The sequence below is a fragment of the Aliikangiella maris genome (genome assembly GCF_040719265.1).
Taxonomy (GTDB): Bacteria; Pseudomonadota; Gammaproteobacteria; order Enterobacterales; family Kangiellaceae; genus Aliikangiella; species Aliikangiella maris.
This window is the reverse complement of sequence record NZ_JBFDAH010000010.1, coordinates 110,637-128,095: the sequence shown is the minus strand read 5'-3', so window position 1 is coordinate 128,095 and position 17,459 is coordinate 110,637. Positions and strand designations below refer to the sequence as shown.

Genomic DNA, 17,459 nt, shown 5'->3' with positions numbered 1-17,459 from the left:
CCAGTGTAAATAAAACAACCATGTAACAAAAAATGTTTCCCGATGAATGATTTATTCATTCTATTCAATAATCTTGACAGTTAAATGACGACTGTCATCAGCGGTAAAATTATATCATTCAACATCACCAATCGGGTTATGATTAAATCAAATAATGATAAATTTGATTACCTTGATTGATTTTGTTGATTGCTCAACATTAAGCAGTAATAACTATGAATAAAAACGAGTTTTTTCAATGAGAGCACTTAACCGCTACTCGCGCTTAAATTAATTTAATTAGCTTGTATTTACCAGTGCAAATCAATATTAAAAATCTCAAACGCAGGTCTGGCTTATTCACCAGACTCGGCTGAGGTTACCGAAGTTCGTAAGGATAACCAAATAGCTTGTAGTTATATATTCTGACGATTCTAGATAATATTAAATTGCTTTAAGGGTAAATCACGATATCGTTGCCCGCTTGCAGCAAATATGGCATTGCATAACGCGGGTGAGAATGGCGGTACGCCGGGTTCTCCAATACCGGTTGGCAGAGCGTCACTTTTCACAATATAAGTATGTATTTCAGGTATGTCTGACATTCTGGCAATCGGATAATCGTGAAAATTACTCTGCTCAATTACGCCCTGTTTAGCGGTAATTTCACCATAAAGCGCTAAACTGCTGGCAAATATGGCTGCGCCTTCCATTTGCGAGCGAATACGATCAGGATTAAGGGCTTTACCAATATCGACTGCGCTATGAATCGCTTCAATTTTGAGCTTGCCGTTTTTCATGGAAACTTCAACAATTGTTGCAACATAGCTTAAAAAACTGCGATGTGCGGCAATCCCCATTCCCTGTCCTTTGGGTAATTTTTTACCCCAACCGGCTTTATCGGCAACTAATCGAATTACACCTTTGAGGCGAGAAGTATCTGCGGGATATTGATTAATTGGTTCGCCATAGTTGCCGTATTGGTAGTTATCTTTAGCAAAGTCGACCATTTGGTCGGGGCCAATTAATGATAATAAAAATTCTTTCGGATCTTGGCCTGCGGCATGTGCTAGTTCATCGGCGAACGAACAGGCTGCAAATGCATTATTAATATTGGTCACTGAACGTAACCATCCAATGCGCATAAAGGTTTCTGTATCACCTAAATCGATTTTGATATTCGGAATGTTATATAAAATATCGCCTTGTCCTAAATCGGCACTGCCAGCGGTTTTTGCATTTGGATCAAAGGTTGAACCAATTGGATGGTTGACCATACTATGATGCCAGCCTGTGACTTGGTTGTTTTTATTTAATGTGCCAGTGAGTTTTTGCAAACTGGGTGAATGATAGTATCCGTGTTTAATTTCATCTTCCCGTGTCCAAATGACTTTAACGGTTAAGCCCGTATTTTTGGCCAGATAAGCCGCTTCAGCAACAAAGTCAGGTTTCGATTTTCGTCCAAATCCACCACCTAGCAAGGTGACATTCACCTTAATGGTATCAGCCTTGTCTTGTGGTATACCTAAGGTGCGCATAATGTTGCCTTGTGCTGACTGCGGGGCCTGAGTACAAGCCCATACTTCAAGACCTTGTTCGGTGACTTTTGCGGTTGCCGACGGTGGTTCCATCGTCGCGTGGGCAAGTCCCGCCACTTTATATTGCGCAGTGATAGTCTTTGCCGCATCTTTCTCTGCCTGCGCAAAATCACCACGGTTTCTGACAACTTGGGTTGGTGATTTAAGCGATTGTTCAAACTGCGTGAAGTGTTGTTGGGTATCGTATTTGGCATTGGCCGCGGCTTTGCCTGTGTATTCCCATTGTATATTGAGTTTTTCTCGGCCTTGCAGAGCCGCCCAGGTGTTATCGGCAATGACTGCGACACCGCCGAGCATATTAAAAGCTGCTGGCGGATTAGGGTCGGGGAGCTTAACGACTCGAATAACGCCTTTGACACTTAGCGCTGCTTTTTCATCAAAAGATTTTACGCGGCCAAATACCACTGGTGGACGGGCGATAACGGCAATTTTCATATCGGGTAATTGAACATCTACGCCGTACACCGTATTTCCGGTAACGATTTTCATGCCATCGAGTAAATCCATATTTTCTTTGCCAATATACTTTTGTTCGGCTTCGGTTTTTAGCTTTAATTGGCTTCGATCGGGAACGGGTAAACCGGCTGCAATTTCTACCAGATCGGCAAAATCCAGTATTTGTGGTGTGCCCTTTAAACGCGCTTTATGGTGGCTGATTTTGACCGCAGCAGGTGAAACTTGCCAGATTTTAGCGGCCGCTTGTTGCAGCATGGTTTTTGCAATTGCGCCGGCTTCCTTTAATTTTTGATAGTTTTTACGTACGCTGCGTGAGCCATCTGTGTTTTGACTACCATATTTTTTATCGGCAAGGGCTTGATCGACAGTCACTCGTTCCCAGTCAGCTTCCATTTCATCAGCAACTAATAAAGGTAGTGTGCTACGTACCCCTTGACCCATTTCTGAACGATGACAAATGATGGTGACTTGTCCATCACGGGCAATAGAAACAAATACATCGGGTGAAAAAACAGCCCCTTCTGCGGTTTGATTGATCGCGGCAGCAGCAAGGTTCGCTGAAAATTGAACGCCCAATACCAGCGCACCGCCACTAATGCCAAGTTTTTTTAAAAAGTCACGACGACTGACATTTTCGATAATTGCGTGATTGGTTTTCATTTTATTTGACCTCGCGCGCCAGTTTAGCTGCCTGATGAATGGCGGCTTTTATTCTTGGATAAGTGCCACAACGACATAAGTTGCCAGACATAGCGTTAACAATTTCTTCATCGGATGGATTGGGGTTTTGTTGTAATAATGCTGCAGCCGACATGATTTGTCCTGATTGACAATAACCACACTGTGGGACTTTTATATTGAGCCAGGCTTGTTGTAACGGATGATCGCCGTTGGCAGATAATCCTTCGATAGTTGTGATGTTTTTACCTGCAACGGCGGAAACAGGCGTGGTACATGAGCGAATAGCATTGCCATCCAAATGCACGGTACAAGCACCGCATAGTCCTTGGCCGCAGCCGTACTTGCTACCGGTGAGTTGAATGATATCGCGTATCACCCACAGCAGCGGCATTTGGGGATCGACGTCAAGCTGTTTTGCTTCGCCATTGATGGTGAACTTAATCATGTTGCTGACCCTCTTTGGTATTTTTTAATAAATTTTTTGATGTCTGGCAATATCAGTTTGCTAAATTCTGTTTTTATATTTCTGGCTTTATGTTATTGCTGGATAATGCTGTTGTTCATAAATTTTTAGTTGTTTAAAATCTTCGGCTAAGTCGATGTCAAATGCTGCATTTTCAATAGGTACTGCGATGACATCTTGCGGATTTTTCTTTAATAAAAACCTTGCGCCCGTTTGTGTTAGTGCTGCTAGCTGCGAAAAATATTGAACTGGAAAAATAACCGGAGCTCCTTGTATCAGTTCACTTGATTTATGTTCATAATATTCACTGGCAATAATTTTATGTGGATTATTTTGCCAAGTGGTTATTAAGTGTTGTAAATCTGATTGAGTCAATCGCCATTGATCGCACAGAAGAATCATTGCGCCCTTAATGGATCCTGTGTTTACGGTTTGTTGTTCTTTTAGTAAAGACTTTTGTGAGGATTGAGCCAATTGTGTTAGCGCAACGACCTGTTCAATCCCACAGGCAATTGAAGTTCCCATGCCTTGCTGCCAATGAGTATTAAAAACCGGCATAATATTTTCTTGAGAGATCAGTGGTTGCATTTTGTTGGCTTCATATCCCAATATGACGAATACTCGCGCAGAGCATGACAACGCCAGCTGACAACTGCGTTCTAACAAGGTTTTTCCGGCAAAGTTAATCAGTTGTTTGGGATGTCCCAAGCGGGAAGAATTGCCTGCCGCAATCAGAATAATCGCCAGAGATTGATTCATAAGGTTATGACCTTGCTGGATGCCAAACTTAATGGCTGATTTGCTGAGCGTTGACTTAAAACCGATTGAATTTCAGCAACAATTGCCAGCGCAATACTTTCGGGCGAGGTTGCACCAATGGGTAAGCCAACCGGGCCATAAATACGTTGTTGCTGCTGATGTATATTCGTAGCGCAGGCTTTAAGAAGTTTATCTCGGCGCTGCGCCGGTCCTAATAAACCAATATAAGGTATTGGCGTATTTAATAAACGGTGCAAATAAGCTTTATCTTGTTCGTAGTGATGACTCATAATGACTACTGAATCAACCGTGGTTAAATCATAGTTTTTCCATTGACTGCGTTTAACCAGGTTAACCTGATGGGCTGCCGGAAAATTTTGTGGTTGTGCATAACTGGGGCGATGATCAATCACGCTGACTTTCCAACCCAGTTGCTTGGCAATTGCAGTGACAGGCGTGACATCTGGTGTGGCACCACAAATTAATAAATGATGTGGTGGCGTTAATGGAATTTGTAATAGTTGTTGATTGTTTTGACGTAAAAGTTGTGGTTGAACATTCGCTTTATGCGAGTTGCTAAATGTGATAGTGAAAATATTGTCTGACTTTAAATTGATAGCGTTTTGATAATCACTTGGCTCTTCCTTGTCACTTATGTTTTTTTTACCTTCTTGCAGTGTAGGGTTGGGTATGAGAAATGAACCGCTCGTTTTTATTTGCATTTGGTAGGCTTCGCCATCAGCAACCTTTTGTAGAATGTGAAAAAAATGATAATGATCATGTTGCGCAGGTAAAAATTTTAGCAATAAGTTGAGCGCGCCTTCGCAGCCTAGTCCCATTCCCCAAACCAAATCATCTTCGCTACGCAAATCATAGACAAGTTGTTGATCGACTTGCTGGCTAAATACTTGTTGACAATGGTAGTGTAAGTCAGCTTCAAGGCATCCACCGGTTAGCAATCCCCAATAATTATAGTTGCTATCGATAATCATCATGGCACCGGCTTTCTGATACGTTGAGCCTTGGGTGTCGGTAATTACCGCCAGAATATAATCTTGTTGGTTATTAAAACTGCTGAGTGCTTGAAATAAATTTTTCAATGATTAATCCTTATGCGCTTGAGTCTGCTCATTGGTGATTGACTCTATCATTGTTTGCCAGGGGAGCAGTGCGCAATTGATGCGACTGGGATACTGGCGAACCCCGCCTAAACATAACAAACTGGTATCGGTGAGCAAATTGTTCAATTCTGACTCGTTTGGTGCATTAAGTGCTGTTTTTAGGCGTTCGGTCATGGCTTGTAAATGCTTCAGCGACTTGTTAGCTGCAAATTCACACAGCAAAGAGGCGGATGCGACACAAATTGTACAGGCATCGGCGGTAAAGCCAATTTGGCTGATATGATAATGGTCAGCTTGATTATTTGCGACTACTGCTAATGCGTCTGGTTTATTGTTGGGTATTTTAAGTTGGGGGGAGGCACATTCAAGTTCTTCAAATTCAAGTGCTTCTAGTTTAATTTCTTCAAGTTTAAGCAGTAAGGTGATTTCATCGCCACAGGTCGGGTTATATCCATCAAACTGGTGGGTAGGCTGAAATGTTGGTGATAGACCTACTGGCGCATTTGCGTGTTGTTTGATTTGTTGCTGGTAGAGTTGATTGAGTGCCATAAGTTTAATTATTATTTATAACTATTCAATGTTTAGTTAATAAAAGCCTAACTTTCAAATGAATATGCTGTTAACAAAACATATTGATTATTTATCAATGTCGTTTAGACCATTTTACAGTGTATTGAAATTTTTTATTTTCCACAGCCCACTCTCGATAAAGCGATTGATATCTAAGTTTAAAGATGCCGAGTAAACACTTTTTTACTGGCCAGACAAAAAATTAACTTCAAGTGAACAGTCAATAGATTCATTTAACGACAATGTTCTATTGTTGTCATTGGTTTATTTGCGATAAATGTTACCAATTATGAATCAATTTTAGATTTTAAGATGAGAAAATCAATAAATTGTCTTGTCATTATTACGATTTATATAAAGCGTATAGTGAATAATTATTGAGATAATAGACAATGATTATTCAATGAAATGATCTTTTATGTGACATAAAGCAATTGATTTCACGCAATAAAAAGACAAATAGGTGAGAATATCCTATAACAGTAGTTTAATTATCTCACACTATCGGTTAGACTACTGAAAATGACATTGGTTATTTGTTATTAAGAAATAATAAGTAAAATACATTACTTAATATTATTTTCTTTCATTTATACATTATATATTTTTGTGCATGATATTTTTTGTCTATGATATATCTTAATGTAACTTAAAAACGATTTGAATAGGATTCAATATTAATCACTTGGTTTAAGTTTGAAGGGCATCGACCCGAGTGAAAATATTTGCATGATGTACTGTTCGATTTCAGCATTGATAATGTTCAAAGATTTAAAGCAATTACTAACTTTAAATATTAATCAATTTCTAATATTAATCATTAATTAATACAGCTTAAAAATTAGTTAATCCATCAAAATAATTAGATTTAATACTGCTATTCGCAGTTGAAATACATTTTTAATTCATTGTATTGATTTCTGCGTGCTGCTTAATCAGTGGTTACAATGTCTGATAGCAATGATTAGTCATATTACTTTAAATAGATAAAGTGGGAGTAACATGTTTAAACGACACAGAATACAATTTCCTAAATCCGGGGTAGAAGGACTTAATCAAGATGAGGCTTATTTTTATTTGCATGAAAATGAAGTTCCTCAAAAATTACGCTTTCATGATTATGATAAAATTTATGAAGTTCAAGGATTGTATGAACAGTTATTTTATGATCGTTTAAAATGTGTTTCGCCAGCTAAAGTGGCAGATATTCTGGCATCATCGGTTTTACAGTCCAGAGAACAATTTTCCGAGTTGAGAGTGCTTGATTTTGGGGCTGGCAACGGAATGATGGGAGAAGAATTAAAAAAGCATGGTGTTTCGCGCTTAGTAGGCGTGGATATTATTCCTGAAGCCTTTAATGCAACTATTCGTGATCGTCCTGAAGTTTATGATGCTTATTACGTGGCCGACTTTACCCAGTTATATGATGAACAAAAAGAAGAAATTGCTTCGTGGCAGTGTGACTGCATGGTCACTGTCGCTGCATTAGGCTTTGGTGATATTCCAACGAAAGCATTTATTGAAGCTTTTAATATGATTAAAAATCAAGGGTGGATTGCATTTAATATTAAAGAAACCTTTTTCGATAATTCTGATGAATCAGGTTTTTCTAAAATGATACGGGAACTAATATTTTCTGAATATTTAGAAGTTTATCATATTGAACGTTATAAACACCGTCTTTCTGTTGATGGAGAGCCATTATATTATTTCGCGATAGTAGGGCGAAAAAATGTGAATGTCCCCGATAGTTTTCTAACAAAGTTTGAAGGATAAATTATCGAGCAAATGATAGAGTTAATTTGAATATCGATTTTTTAACCTGCTTGATATAATTAACAGAAGATAATTGCGCATTCAGTTATTTTTATCTTTTCTACAAAAGATATTCCGCATTCGTAGTATTGACCTTTAATTCTGGTCAATACTATGCTCAACCTTTATCAATTTACCGCTAGTCAATGAGTTGAAATATTCAGCGCTGATATGCTTGAATGGTATTCTCTGTTCGAACTGCTCATTGGTTAAGCGACTTTCAATAAAAGAGTTATCTATGCAGTTAGTGCTGTTAATAATGGTAGCTATAGTGATGCTTAATGGTTGTTTGATTTCTGATAATCGACATTTTAATACTGCCGATGTACAAATGCAGCCTACATTTTCAATAGTTAATTATGCGATTAATGAGAATATTTCGCTTAATATTTATCTTCCTTCCAGCCTGACTGCTGAGACAAACAGAACAACAGATAAACATTACCCTGTATTATATGTTATGGATGGACAGCACTATATGTTTCATGCCATTGGTTATCAGCATGCATTAACCCAGGGAATCAGCAAGGTTAATATTAGCCCTGAGTTTATTGTGGTGGGAATTAATACTCGGCAGCTTGCTATTAAAGATCGTCGTAGCGAATATTTATTTTCAAATGCCGCCGCAATGACTGATTTGTTGACTCAACAAATCATTCCTTATGTTGAGCAAAACTTTCCGGTTAATTTGCGCAGACTTTATTTTGGCTGGCAATTTGCGGCAGGCTTTGGCATGCATCTGTTTACTGTTAATCCCAATCTTTTTGATGCTTATTTTTTAGCAAGTGCCAATACGCTTACGCCTGATATTCTTGAAAATACAAGACAAACGTTTGAAAAACTTAATCATTCAAATCACGCCTTTTATTTATCATTAGGAAAAATGGAAACCCATGCCATTACCAGTCATCAAAAACTGGTTGCCTTATTTGAGCATTTTGCTGACAAGGGCGTTAAGTGGAAGTATCAATATTTTGACCGGTTTTCACCACGTTATGATCATCATACAACGCCGCTGGAAAGTTTGACTCATGGACTTGAATGGTTTTTTTCTGACCACCCTGATTTAACCTTTTATTCTTTGGCCGATGTGCGGCAATTTGGTGGAGTTGAAGCGGTGATTGCTTACTATCGAAAACGGGCTGAGCGATATCAAGTGTCGCCTCAACTAAGCGAGCAGACTTTATTTAGTTTATTCCGCCATGCGGCTCAAGAAAACGACTGGATAGAATTTCAATATTTTGAAAAGCGAGTGGGGGAATATCAAGTCAATGCATGGTTTGAACTCTTTGGTGAGTTTTTTATACAAAATAAAATTTATCATCGAGCGGAGAAAGTTTATATCACTGCGTTAGAAAATGAGCCAGACAATATTGAATATTGGTCAGCATTGGCGAAAGTCTATGAATTGCAACAAAGCTTTACTAAAGCCAAGGCGGCTTATCGACAGGCACTTTATATTACTCAGCTTCAAATTGCTCAAGCGCAAAGCAATCAAGATCAAGATGCAGATGTACAGTTTTTTCTAGATAAAATTGAAAAGCTTAAAGTCAAGCACTGAGAGCAATCTGATCATTGTATTAATTGATGAAGGTGTAAAATTTAAATCAAGTCAAAGCAGACTCAATCATCATCACCTAATAAGATATCTGGTTAATGAGAAATTACCCATTGATGTCTGCCGTTAGCTTTAGCCTGATAAAGGTTTTTATCTGCTTGCTTAAGAATATCTTCCAGAGATGAAAAGGCCTTTGTGTTGACAATGCCCATTGAAAAAGTGATAGGTTTTTCCATTTGAATTTGTTTTTGTATTATTTTATTTAATACATTCGTAATGCGTTCAAATATCGGTTGAATGCTGTCTTCGTTTAGATCGACTAATGTCAGTAACCATTCTTCACCGCCCAGACGACCCACACGATCGCCAACATTGATTGAATGACTTGCTGCCTGATAAAATGCCTTGAGAACTTTATCACCAACATCATGTCCATAAATATCATTGATCTTTTTAAAATAATCCAGGTCAATAATTGCAACAAAAATATTGTTAACCCTATCGGGATGTTTTAACAGCATTTTGGTAAAAGCCAGTATGCTACGCCGATTGGGAGCTTTAGTCAGTTCATCTGTCATGGCCAATCGCCTGAACCGTTTTTTAATTTGTATTTGCTTAAATAACATATAACCAATGCAAATAATTGAGACAATTGATAAAATACTTAGTACCAGCCAGATATTTTTTTGTTGGCGTTCATTATCTAAAATAATACCTTGCATTACATTTTTTTGAGCAAGTAACTTGTTTTGAGCTTCTTTTGATTGCAGATCGAACTGAACCTTAAGTAAATTTAACGTATTGAGCTGGTTTTGCAGAAACTGCTTTTCTTTAACAGCCATAAACTGTTGTGTTGTTAATAGCGCTTCTTCAAATTTTCCCTTTGCTTGTGCCAATTGAGCGGTGACCTCTAATAACTTAAGTTCTTCATTAAGTTCTGGAGATTCTTTAAATATTGTTTGCGCTTTTTCTAAATGAACGCTTGCTTGCTCAATATTTTTATGATGAATTAATGCTGAAGACAGTACCAGTTGAGTCAATCCCACCATTCTGGAATCTCGATTTTTCTCAAATATTTTGAGTGCATTTTCTGCATATTTAATGGCGGATAAATAGTCCTGTTTGAATATATGAATATCGGCTATTTCGACTTCTGCATAAGCGATACCTAATTCATCTTGAAGTTGTTTCGAGAGTGCTAATGCATCGAGCAAATACTGATGTTTTTTTTCATACTGCTTGAGTTTTCCGTAAGCTAAAGCAATATTGTAATAAGTAATTGAAAGATGAAACGGTTGGTTTTTTTTATCGATATATGCCAATGACTCAAGATAATATTCAATGCTTTTATGGTGCTCTCCAGTTAAATCATAAACGGCCGCAATAGCTAAAAGTGTGGATGAGATTAAAGATGAATTGGTATCATTTTTAAGCATGTTGTAAGCATTTAAGAAACTGAGAAATGCGGGTTCTAGCTTTTTCTGACTGAGTAATATGTGACCTTTGGTTAAATAATCTTGTCCGATTGCTCGAGCATAATTTAGCAAAAGATGAATGGCTAGTGCTTGCTCAATATCGATTAACGCTTGATCATATTGATGAGCATTTTTAAGTATAGTCGCCTTAAGGGAAAGCAGTGCCGCTTTATAAATAACATGTTCAAGTTCAGTTGCTTTTTGTAAGGCCGCTTGAATACGCTGAATTGCCTGATTGGAATGATCTTGATTCACGAGAATTGATATGTAAACCATTTCGACAAACATTGCTTTATTCTTATCTGTGAGCGTTGTTCGTGCTTTTTCTTCATTAAATTCAACTAAGGACTGTTTCGGATCGGCGGTAGATTTTTGAACAATGCTTTCCCATTTTAGATAGAATGCTTCAGGCACACCATATAACGTAGCTTTTTCTACCGATGCAGACGCGACATTAACGTAGCAAATACAAAAAATATAAAGCAGTAGTTGTCGCATGAAATATTTAGGATTGAGTTAAAGGTTAAAATATTTTTAGGTTAAGGAATTTTCAATTCCCTATAATCCTAGCTTAATCATAGCCTATTTTTAACTCACTGAGAGATAAATTAATATTGAGAATAGACTTTCATTTTGCAAAGCATGGCAAATTCACCCTGAAAAGTAAATTGAGAAAATCAGACTTGGTTAAAGAAAGTGGCGACTGGTTACTATTTTCAAAATTAGATTTTCGTGATATCGATTGATTGGTTATGAAGTACTCTCTGTAAAAGTAGCAAAGGTGATAAGTGTTGATAAGTGAGTTGAAATGAAGATAAATGGTTTAATTCGTAAGAATTAACAAAATGAATATTGCGTATGTCACTCAATAGTGATTGACTGACATACGCCGGTTGGAATTATCAGCTTTGTAACTAATTAACGCCGTGCATCATTCGTTTTAAGAATGGACTTAAGAAAAAGTAAACAATTGCTGCCCCAAAACCCAGTTCAGCAGAGAGGATGAACAAGTCTTGGTATTTGCTTAATGCTTCAGCAACATTACTTACCGTTCCACCATGAGTGTTTATGGCCGATAATTTACTCAGTTCTGCTGCGAGAATTTCAGCATAGGAAGTTCCTAAAAACCAGGCGCCCATCATGACGCCCATTACTCGTTTAACCGATAATTGAGTCACTGCTGATAAACATATGGGTGACAGGCAGAGTTCACCCAGTTCGAGAACGAAATAGGCGAGTACTAAATACCAGATACTGACTAATCCTTGTTCATTCGGATTTTGTGTTGCCCACACAAGAACTAAAAATGACAGGCCAGCAAAACATAAGCCAAAAACCATTTTTAAAGGTTTACTTGGATTCATATTAATGCGAGATAAAGTCGGCCAAAGCCAGGCATAAAAAGGTGTCAGTACCAGAATGAAAAATGCACCCATAAAGGTTAACTGACCTGCGCCCCATTCAAAGCCAAACATATGGCGGTCCATAACTCGATCAGAAAATGCAACCCAGCTACTATAGGTTTGTTCATACAAGCCAAAAAATAACAATCCTGCAAGAATAAACAGTAGTAAGACAGTCATTTGCTGGCGTTCGATACGATCACACTGGGTAAATAAAAACCAGAAAATACCGCCAAATAAAACAAGCGCAATGGAATGTAGCACCCAGATTACCGGACTGACGGACGGGAGTAGACTGATGAGTGAAACAACAACTGAGTGTGTTTGCACGAGTCCCCAAATAATGAATAATCCTCCGCAGGCACCCAGATATATCCAGTGTTCGATAGAGAGCCCTGCTTTTTTCGCACGTAATTTCTTTTCACAAGGTGGCTCGCCATGACCTTGCAGGTGTTTTTGTCCAAATATGAATACCAGCAATCCGCCGACCATACCAACTCCTGCCAGACCAAACCCCCAGCCCCAACCATAAGTTTCACCAAGATAGGCACATATCAGTGGCGCTAATGTCGCACCTAGATTGATACCGGCATAAAAAATGGTAAATCCAGAATCTCTGCGTGGATCATTATCGGGATAAAGTTTGCCAACAATGGTAGAAATACTTGGCTTTAAAAAGCCGACCCCCATAATGATTAGTGCCAGTGAAAAATAGAAAATTTGCAATGCAAATTCGTCACGTTCGGCCACACCGTTAACCATAGTCGCTTGATGGCCTTCAAATGCCATACCTATATGACCTAGAACCAGTAAAACTGCACCAAATATTACAGCCTTACGCATGCCAAGATAACGATCCGCGAGTAATCCACCAATAACCGGAATGGCATAGACTAGCGCACCGTATGCGCCGAGCAGGTTGTAGCCGTGTTCATCAGTAAATAAGTGATATTTGATAAGATACAGGAGTAGCAGTGCTTTCATCCCGTAGAAGGAAAATCTTTCCCACATTTCGGTGAAAAAGCAAACAAATAGGCCCTTTGGATGACCCATGAACTCATCGGATGAAGAGAGCGTGTTATCCGGTCGATTTGGTGCGGTGACCGTTTGGTTCATACTATTTTTCTCCTGATTTTCTTTTTATAATGATAGCTCAAGCCACTTTATATTGCTGATTAATTGAGATATTTTGGTTAAGGCTAAATATTATCTGACAGGCTGCTATACTGCCTGATAAAATGCTATTTAAGCCGATTTAATATAAGCAAGTTCAATTTAAGCAAAATCTAAACAAGCAATTTCAAAACAAGCAAGGTCTGACTTCAGATTTGGCGATATCCAAAATTCAGCGGATTAGCATTCACGCTCAATTGCAAAATGCGAACAAGTGCCCGATCAGTTTTTGGATAGTAACGTTTATAGTTATGGAATGGAACAGCAACTGATTCAAGCATACCAATTAGCGCAATATGTTGTGCGAATTGGACATATAGCCTATCACTTTAAGGTTAATCAAAATAGTGAAGTTTTAGCAAAGTTACTCAAGCTTTACCAAACCCAACACGCTATTTTTATTACGGCTTTTAATCCGGCAAGTCAGCAACTGCCGCTGGATATTAATTTACAGCAACACCAGCTTTTAAAAGCGAAACTACAGCAACAGTTGTGGTCATTTTTGCCTGGATATGGCGGGTGTGAAAATAATTTATGGCCAAAAGAACTGAGTTGGTTGGTTTTTGGTGTCGAAAGACAACAGGCATATCAACTGGCTTATAGTTTTAAACAAAATGCATTTTTGTGGATTACTCAAGATCAACCGGTTAAGTTGCTGGTTTATAACCAATCATCAGTTAAATAATTTTTTTTAAAATGTGATTAACTTAAAAATGGCGTTGGTTGACAAAACGAGTTAGTTAGGTGGCGTAATAAAGGTACACAAAAAAATGAGTTGAGCGACTTCCTGTGTTGCCCAACTCATCAATTATCAGGACTGGAAACCCTTCTAATTTAAACATAGTCTTTTTTTGTGAAGATTAAAAATTATTCTATTACTTAAGTACAAATTTTATGCAATCAATAGGTTTAAATGGTCGATATGTTTATTTAATCAATATTTCTGCCACAAGCTGATTACTTAACGTTATTCATTTAATATTCACTAGTGACACCTATCATTACAGTCAAATAAGTGCTTTACTGTCGACGCTCATCATTTCTAATCGATTCTAATCGATAGTTCTGAGTTAAAATCAAATTCAATCGAGATTCATGCCTTAATTTAATTCTGATTTTGTAATGTCTGAGTTTTACTTGCATGATTATTTGATTGCCCATTACTATTTGATGTCACTGATTTTTTGCCAGTTTGCCGTATCAGTAAAGTTCCGACTACAGCCGAGAGTAATGATCCAATGAGTACGCCGATTTTTACCTGTGTCTGATAGGCTAATCCCTGATCTTCAAAGGCTAATGAGCCAATAAATAAACTCATGGTGAAACCAATACCACATAGTAAACTGACACCGTAAAGCTGCGTCCAAGTAACGGATTGCGGCAGCTGACAAAGTTTGAGTTTTACCGCCAGCCAGCAGGCTGAAAATATACCAATTTGCTTACCAATAAATAAGCCACCAATAATGCCCAGTGATATTGGAGTAATTAGTTTTGTGTCGCCAGTACTAACCAGTGTGACACCTGCGTTGGCAAAGGCAAATAATGGAAGAACAAAAAAGCCAATCCAGGGGTGGAGTTTATGTTCCATGTGATGCGACATGGATTGTGATTCATCTTTGCGCATGGGAATAAACCAGGCAACCGCAAAACCGGCTAATGTTGCATGTACACCTGACTTTAATACTGCAGCCCAAACGATAAAGGCGACTATAATATATGGTATCTGACTGGTGACTTTGCTGCGATTAAGAATAAACATGACCACTAAACCCACAGCAGCAACTATCAATGATAAGGTTGACAAATCTTGAGAGTAAAACAACGCGATAATAATCACTGCGCCAATATCATCAATGATTGCAACTGACAGTAAGAAGAGTTTGAGACTGGCAGGTAAGTGTTTTCCGAATAAAATAAATATGCCTAGTGCAAAAGCAATATCAGTTGCTGACGGAATTGCCCAGCCATTAATTGCGATTGGGTCATCGTAGTTGAGCGCGGTGTAAATTAGTGCGGGAAATACAATACCTGCAATGGCCGCAACAAAAGGAAGGACAATTTGCTCTTTATCTGACAGTTGACCATAAAAAATTTCCCGCTTGATTTCTAACCCGACTACAAAAAAGAACAACGCCATTAAACCATCGTTAATCCATAATACTAAAGGTTTGGCGATTTCAAAATTACCAATTTTAATGGCGACGGGAATTTCTAAAAAATAGTAATAAGCCGAAATCATCGACGTGTTGGCTAACACTAGTGCCAATAAAGCAGACAACACCAGAATGATTCCGGAACTTGCATCATTATTAATAAATTGTTTCCAACGAAGCGTTAAACTCATATAGGAATATTAGGTCCTGTTATTAATGGTGAAGTTATTTATACGCGAAATCTTTAATCTGATAAAGTCGTATTAATCTTAGATTATATTCGAAAAAAGTTGATAAGAGGATTTTCTGACTATAAGATGAGTGCTGGCAAAGGCTTTTACCAAGTGCTTTGATTACTCTTTCGTTACAAAATACATATCTTGCGTGAGTAGCGAGTTCCTTTTGTCAAAGTCTATGGTTTTTTTGAAAGCGTATTGTTTTTTTCAATGCTTATAATTGAATAGTGTAATAACTTGTTGCCTAGGCTGTATACAGCCAATGTTTTTGTTTATTAATGATTGAATAAAAGCATTGAGAAAAAACGGTACATAAACCAATGTATTGGCTTATCAACTTAACAAAAATGGATAAATCAATGTCAAAGCTTAATTATCACCATTTATTGTATTTTTATACTATCGCCAAAACAGGCAGTATTGCCCGTGCTTCAGATATTTTACATATCACGCCGCAAACGCTAAGTGCGCAACTGACCCGTTTGGAAGAGCGACTTGGCACTTTGCTGTTTGAGAGAAAAGGTAAACGGTTAGTTTTAAATGATATTGGTCATGTCACTTACAGTTATGCTGATGAAATCTTTAACCTAGGTGATGAGCTGGTGAATACGTTAAATAACCATTCGCTGGACTTTACTTATCGATTCTCTATTGGCGTCACTGATGTTGTGGCAAAAGTGCTTTCGTTTAATTTTTTGAAAGAAATTTATACGATGGAACAAACTATCAAGTTAATCTGTAAAGAAACCCGGTTGGAAATTTTATTAGCAGATTTGGCGACAAATAAATTGGATGCCATTTTTAGCGATACCCCGCTGCCTGCGGGAGCACCATTAAAAGCTTATAACCACCTGCTGGGGCGTTGTGGTGTTACCTTTTTTGCAGATAAAAAGCTGGCTCGAAAATTAAAAACTTCTTTTCCTGAATCGCTAAATGGTCAGGCCTTTTTTATTGCTGGAGAAGGAACCAATCAAAAAATGAGTTTGCTTTCATGGTTTAAAGAAATGAATATTAACCCGGTTATTATTGGTGAGTTTGATGATTCTGCGTTGGCCAAATACTTTGCCCAAGCGGGCTATGGCGTGTTTTGTGCGCCATCGATTATTACTGCTCACTTACTTAAACAATATAATGTGGCCGTTATTGGAGAGACTCGAGAAATTACCGAAAGTTTTTATTTGATTTCGCCCGAACGAAAAGTCAAACATCCTGCGGTTCAGCATTTGCTGGAGCGAGGTAAGGCGCTATTTTAATTTGATGAAGTGTCATTCACTTATCGTTGTGCCTTTAAAATGCTTTTGGTTAAACGGCAAGGTGCTTAACAAGGTCGTTATTATTTATTTTCGTCGTCAAACCCAGGGTGCTTGATAAACTCGTTTGGTGTCATGAGCAAAACTTTCTATATTGATATAGCCATCTGAAATAATACTCGCATTAGAAAGATCTATAAAATCAAAGGTGTTTATTTTTATCAGTAAATTATGTGTGCCACCATTAAATACAATGGTGTTTAGCTGCACCAGCTCTTTAGCAACGTAAACATCCATACCATATAAACGACCAAAAGGAGGCATCGCTCCCGGTTCACATTCTGGAAACTTCCCAGCAAATTCAGCTTCGGGAATAATGGCAAGGTTCGTGCGGTTTAACATTCTGGCAAGGCGATTGAGCATTAGTCGATGATTAGCTGGAATAACAACCATAAATAGTGAAAAGTCATTGCCAAGTACGGTCACTTTACCCAGATTGCTGCCTTTAATATGTACCGACTTAGCCGTTTCTTGAGAGGTAAAAGTGGTAGAGTGTGGAATGATTGAATAGTCAACCAGTAATGAATCTAAATACTCCAGTGGTGATATTGATTGCATGGCTTTCCCCTTGATGATTGAGGTCAATTTTTAGCGCACAGTCTATTGAGCATACTGGAAAATAAGTGAGAATTCTCGCTAAGTTGCTATTTAAAGGGTTTAAATAACAACTTGATTTGATAAGCTTTAGGGTTAGCCAGTTTAGTTATTA

At 38.0% G+C, this 17,459-nt stretch carries 13 protein-coding genes; 4 read left to right on the top strand and 9 right to left on the bottom strand.

Going from position 1 to position 17,459, the window contains the following annotated elements; genetic code table 11:
• Nucleotides 1–413 precede the first annotated feature (413 nt).
• The 5 genes from ABVT42_RS11465 to ABVT42_RS11445 all read right to left on the bottom strand — a co-directional run bounded on the left by ABVT42_RS11465 (nt 414) and on the right by ABVT42_RS11445 (nt 5,606).
• On the bottom strand, nt 414–2,693 hold the full coding sequence (locus ABVT42_RS11465; protein ID WP_353895649.1) for a xanthine dehydrogenase family protein molybdopterin-binding subunit: 2,280 nt from the start codon (nt 2,691–2,693) through the stop codon (nt 414–416).
• A gap of 1 nt (nt 2,694) precedes the next feature.
• The gene (locus ABVT42_RS11460; protein WP_353895650.1) at nt 2,695–3,159 is read right to left on the bottom strand and encodes a (2Fe-2S)-binding protein; all 465 of its coding nucleotides are present in this window, start codon (nt 3,157–3,159) and stop codon (nt 2,695–2,697) included.
• An 87-nt stretch (nt 3,160–3,246) separates the two neighbouring features.
• Complete coding sequence (locus ABVT42_RS11455) at nt 3,247–3,936, bottom strand: nucleotidyltransferase family protein (RefSeq protein WP_353895651.1); 690 nt, start codon at nt 3,934–3,936, stop codon at nt 3,247–3,249.
• Nucleotides 3,933–5,036, bottom strand: a complete 1,104-nt coding sequence (locus ABVT42_RS11450) for an XdhC family protein (RefSeq protein ID WP_353895652.1) — start codon at nt 5,034–5,036, stop codon at nt 3,933–3,935. Before ABVT42_RS11450 ends, ABVT42_RS11455 begins: the two co-directional genes overlap by 4 nt.
• Nucleotides 5,037–5,039: 3 nt before the next feature.
• Complete coding sequence (locus tag ABVT42_RS11445; RefSeq protein WP_353895653.1) at nt 5,040–5,606, bottom strand: iron-sulfur cluster assembly scaffold protein; 567 nt, start codon at nt 5,604–5,606, stop codon at nt 5,040–5,042.
• Between the two features lie 1,023 nt (nt 5,607–6,629).
• Here ABVT42_RS11445 and ABVT42_RS11440 point away from each other — a divergent pair.
• Complete coding sequence (locus ABVT42_RS11440; RefSeq protein ID WP_353895654.1) at nt 6,630–7,403, top strand: class I SAM-dependent DNA methyltransferase; 774 nt, start codon at nt 6,630–6,632, stop codon at nt 7,401–7,403.
• 277 nt (nt 7,404–7,680) lie between these two features.
• Nucleotides 7,681–9,003 (top strand): alpha/beta hydrolase-fold protein, encoded by a 1,323-nt coding sequence (locus ABVT42_RS11435; RefSeq protein ID WP_353895655.1) that lies wholly within the window; start codon nt 7,681–7,683, stop codon nt 9,001–9,003.
• Nucleotides 9,004–9,095: 92 nt separating this feature from the next.
• On the opposite strand, the gene ABVT42_RS11430 is transcribed toward ABVT42_RS11435, so the two are convergent.
• Both ABVT42_RS11430 and ABVT42_RS11425 read right to left on the bottom strand, forming a co-directional pair.
• Nucleotides 9,096–10,973 (bottom strand): diguanylate cyclase, encoded by a 1,878-nt coding sequence (locus tag ABVT42_RS11430; RefSeq protein ID WP_353895656.1) that lies wholly within the window; start codon nt 10,971–10,973, stop codon nt 9,096–9,098.
• 416 nt (nt 10,974–11,389) lie between these two features.
• On the bottom strand, nt 11,390–12,994 hold the full coding sequence (locus ABVT42_RS11425; RefSeq protein ID WP_353895657.1) for a peptide MFS transporter: 1,605 nt from the start codon (nt 12,992–12,994) through the stop codon (nt 11,390–11,392).
• Nucleotides 12,995–13,307: 313 nt separating this feature from the next.
• Between ABVT42_RS11425 and ABVT42_RS11420 the strand changes: the two genes are divergently transcribed.
• The gene (locus tag ABVT42_RS11420) at nt 13,308–13,736 is read left to right on the top strand and encodes a DUF3293 domain-containing protein (RefSeq protein WP_367023803.1); all 429 of its coding nucleotides are present in this window, start codon (nt 13,308–13,310) and stop codon (nt 13,734–13,736) included.
• A 420-nt stretch (nt 13,737–14,156) separates the two neighbouring features.
• On the opposite strand, the gene nhaA is transcribed toward ABVT42_RS11420, so the two are convergent.
• Nucleotides 14,157–15,395, bottom strand: a complete 1,239-nt coding sequence (gene nhaA / locus ABVT42_RS11415) for a Na+/H+ antiporter NhaA (RefSeq protein WP_367023801.1) — start codon at nt 15,393–15,395, stop codon at nt 14,157–14,159.
• Nucleotides 15,396–15,799: 404 nt separating this feature from the next.
• Between nhaA and nhaR the strand changes: the two genes are divergently transcribed.
• Nucleotides 15,800–16,693 (top strand): transcriptional activator NhaR, encoded by an 894-nt coding sequence (nhaR, locus tag ABVT42_RS11410; protein ID WP_353895660.1) that lies wholly within the window; start codon nt 15,800–15,802, stop codon nt 16,691–16,693.
• Nucleotides 16,694–16,789: 96 nt separating this feature from the next.
• On the opposite strand, the gene ABVT42_RS11405 is transcribed toward nhaR, so the two are convergent.
• Entirely contained in the window at nt 16,790–17,308 is a 519-nt protein-coding gene (locus ABVT42_RS11405) for an aminoacyl-tRNA deacylase (RefSeq protein ID WP_353895661.1), read from the bottom strand.
• Nucleotides 17,309–17,459 lie beyond the last annotated feature (151 nt).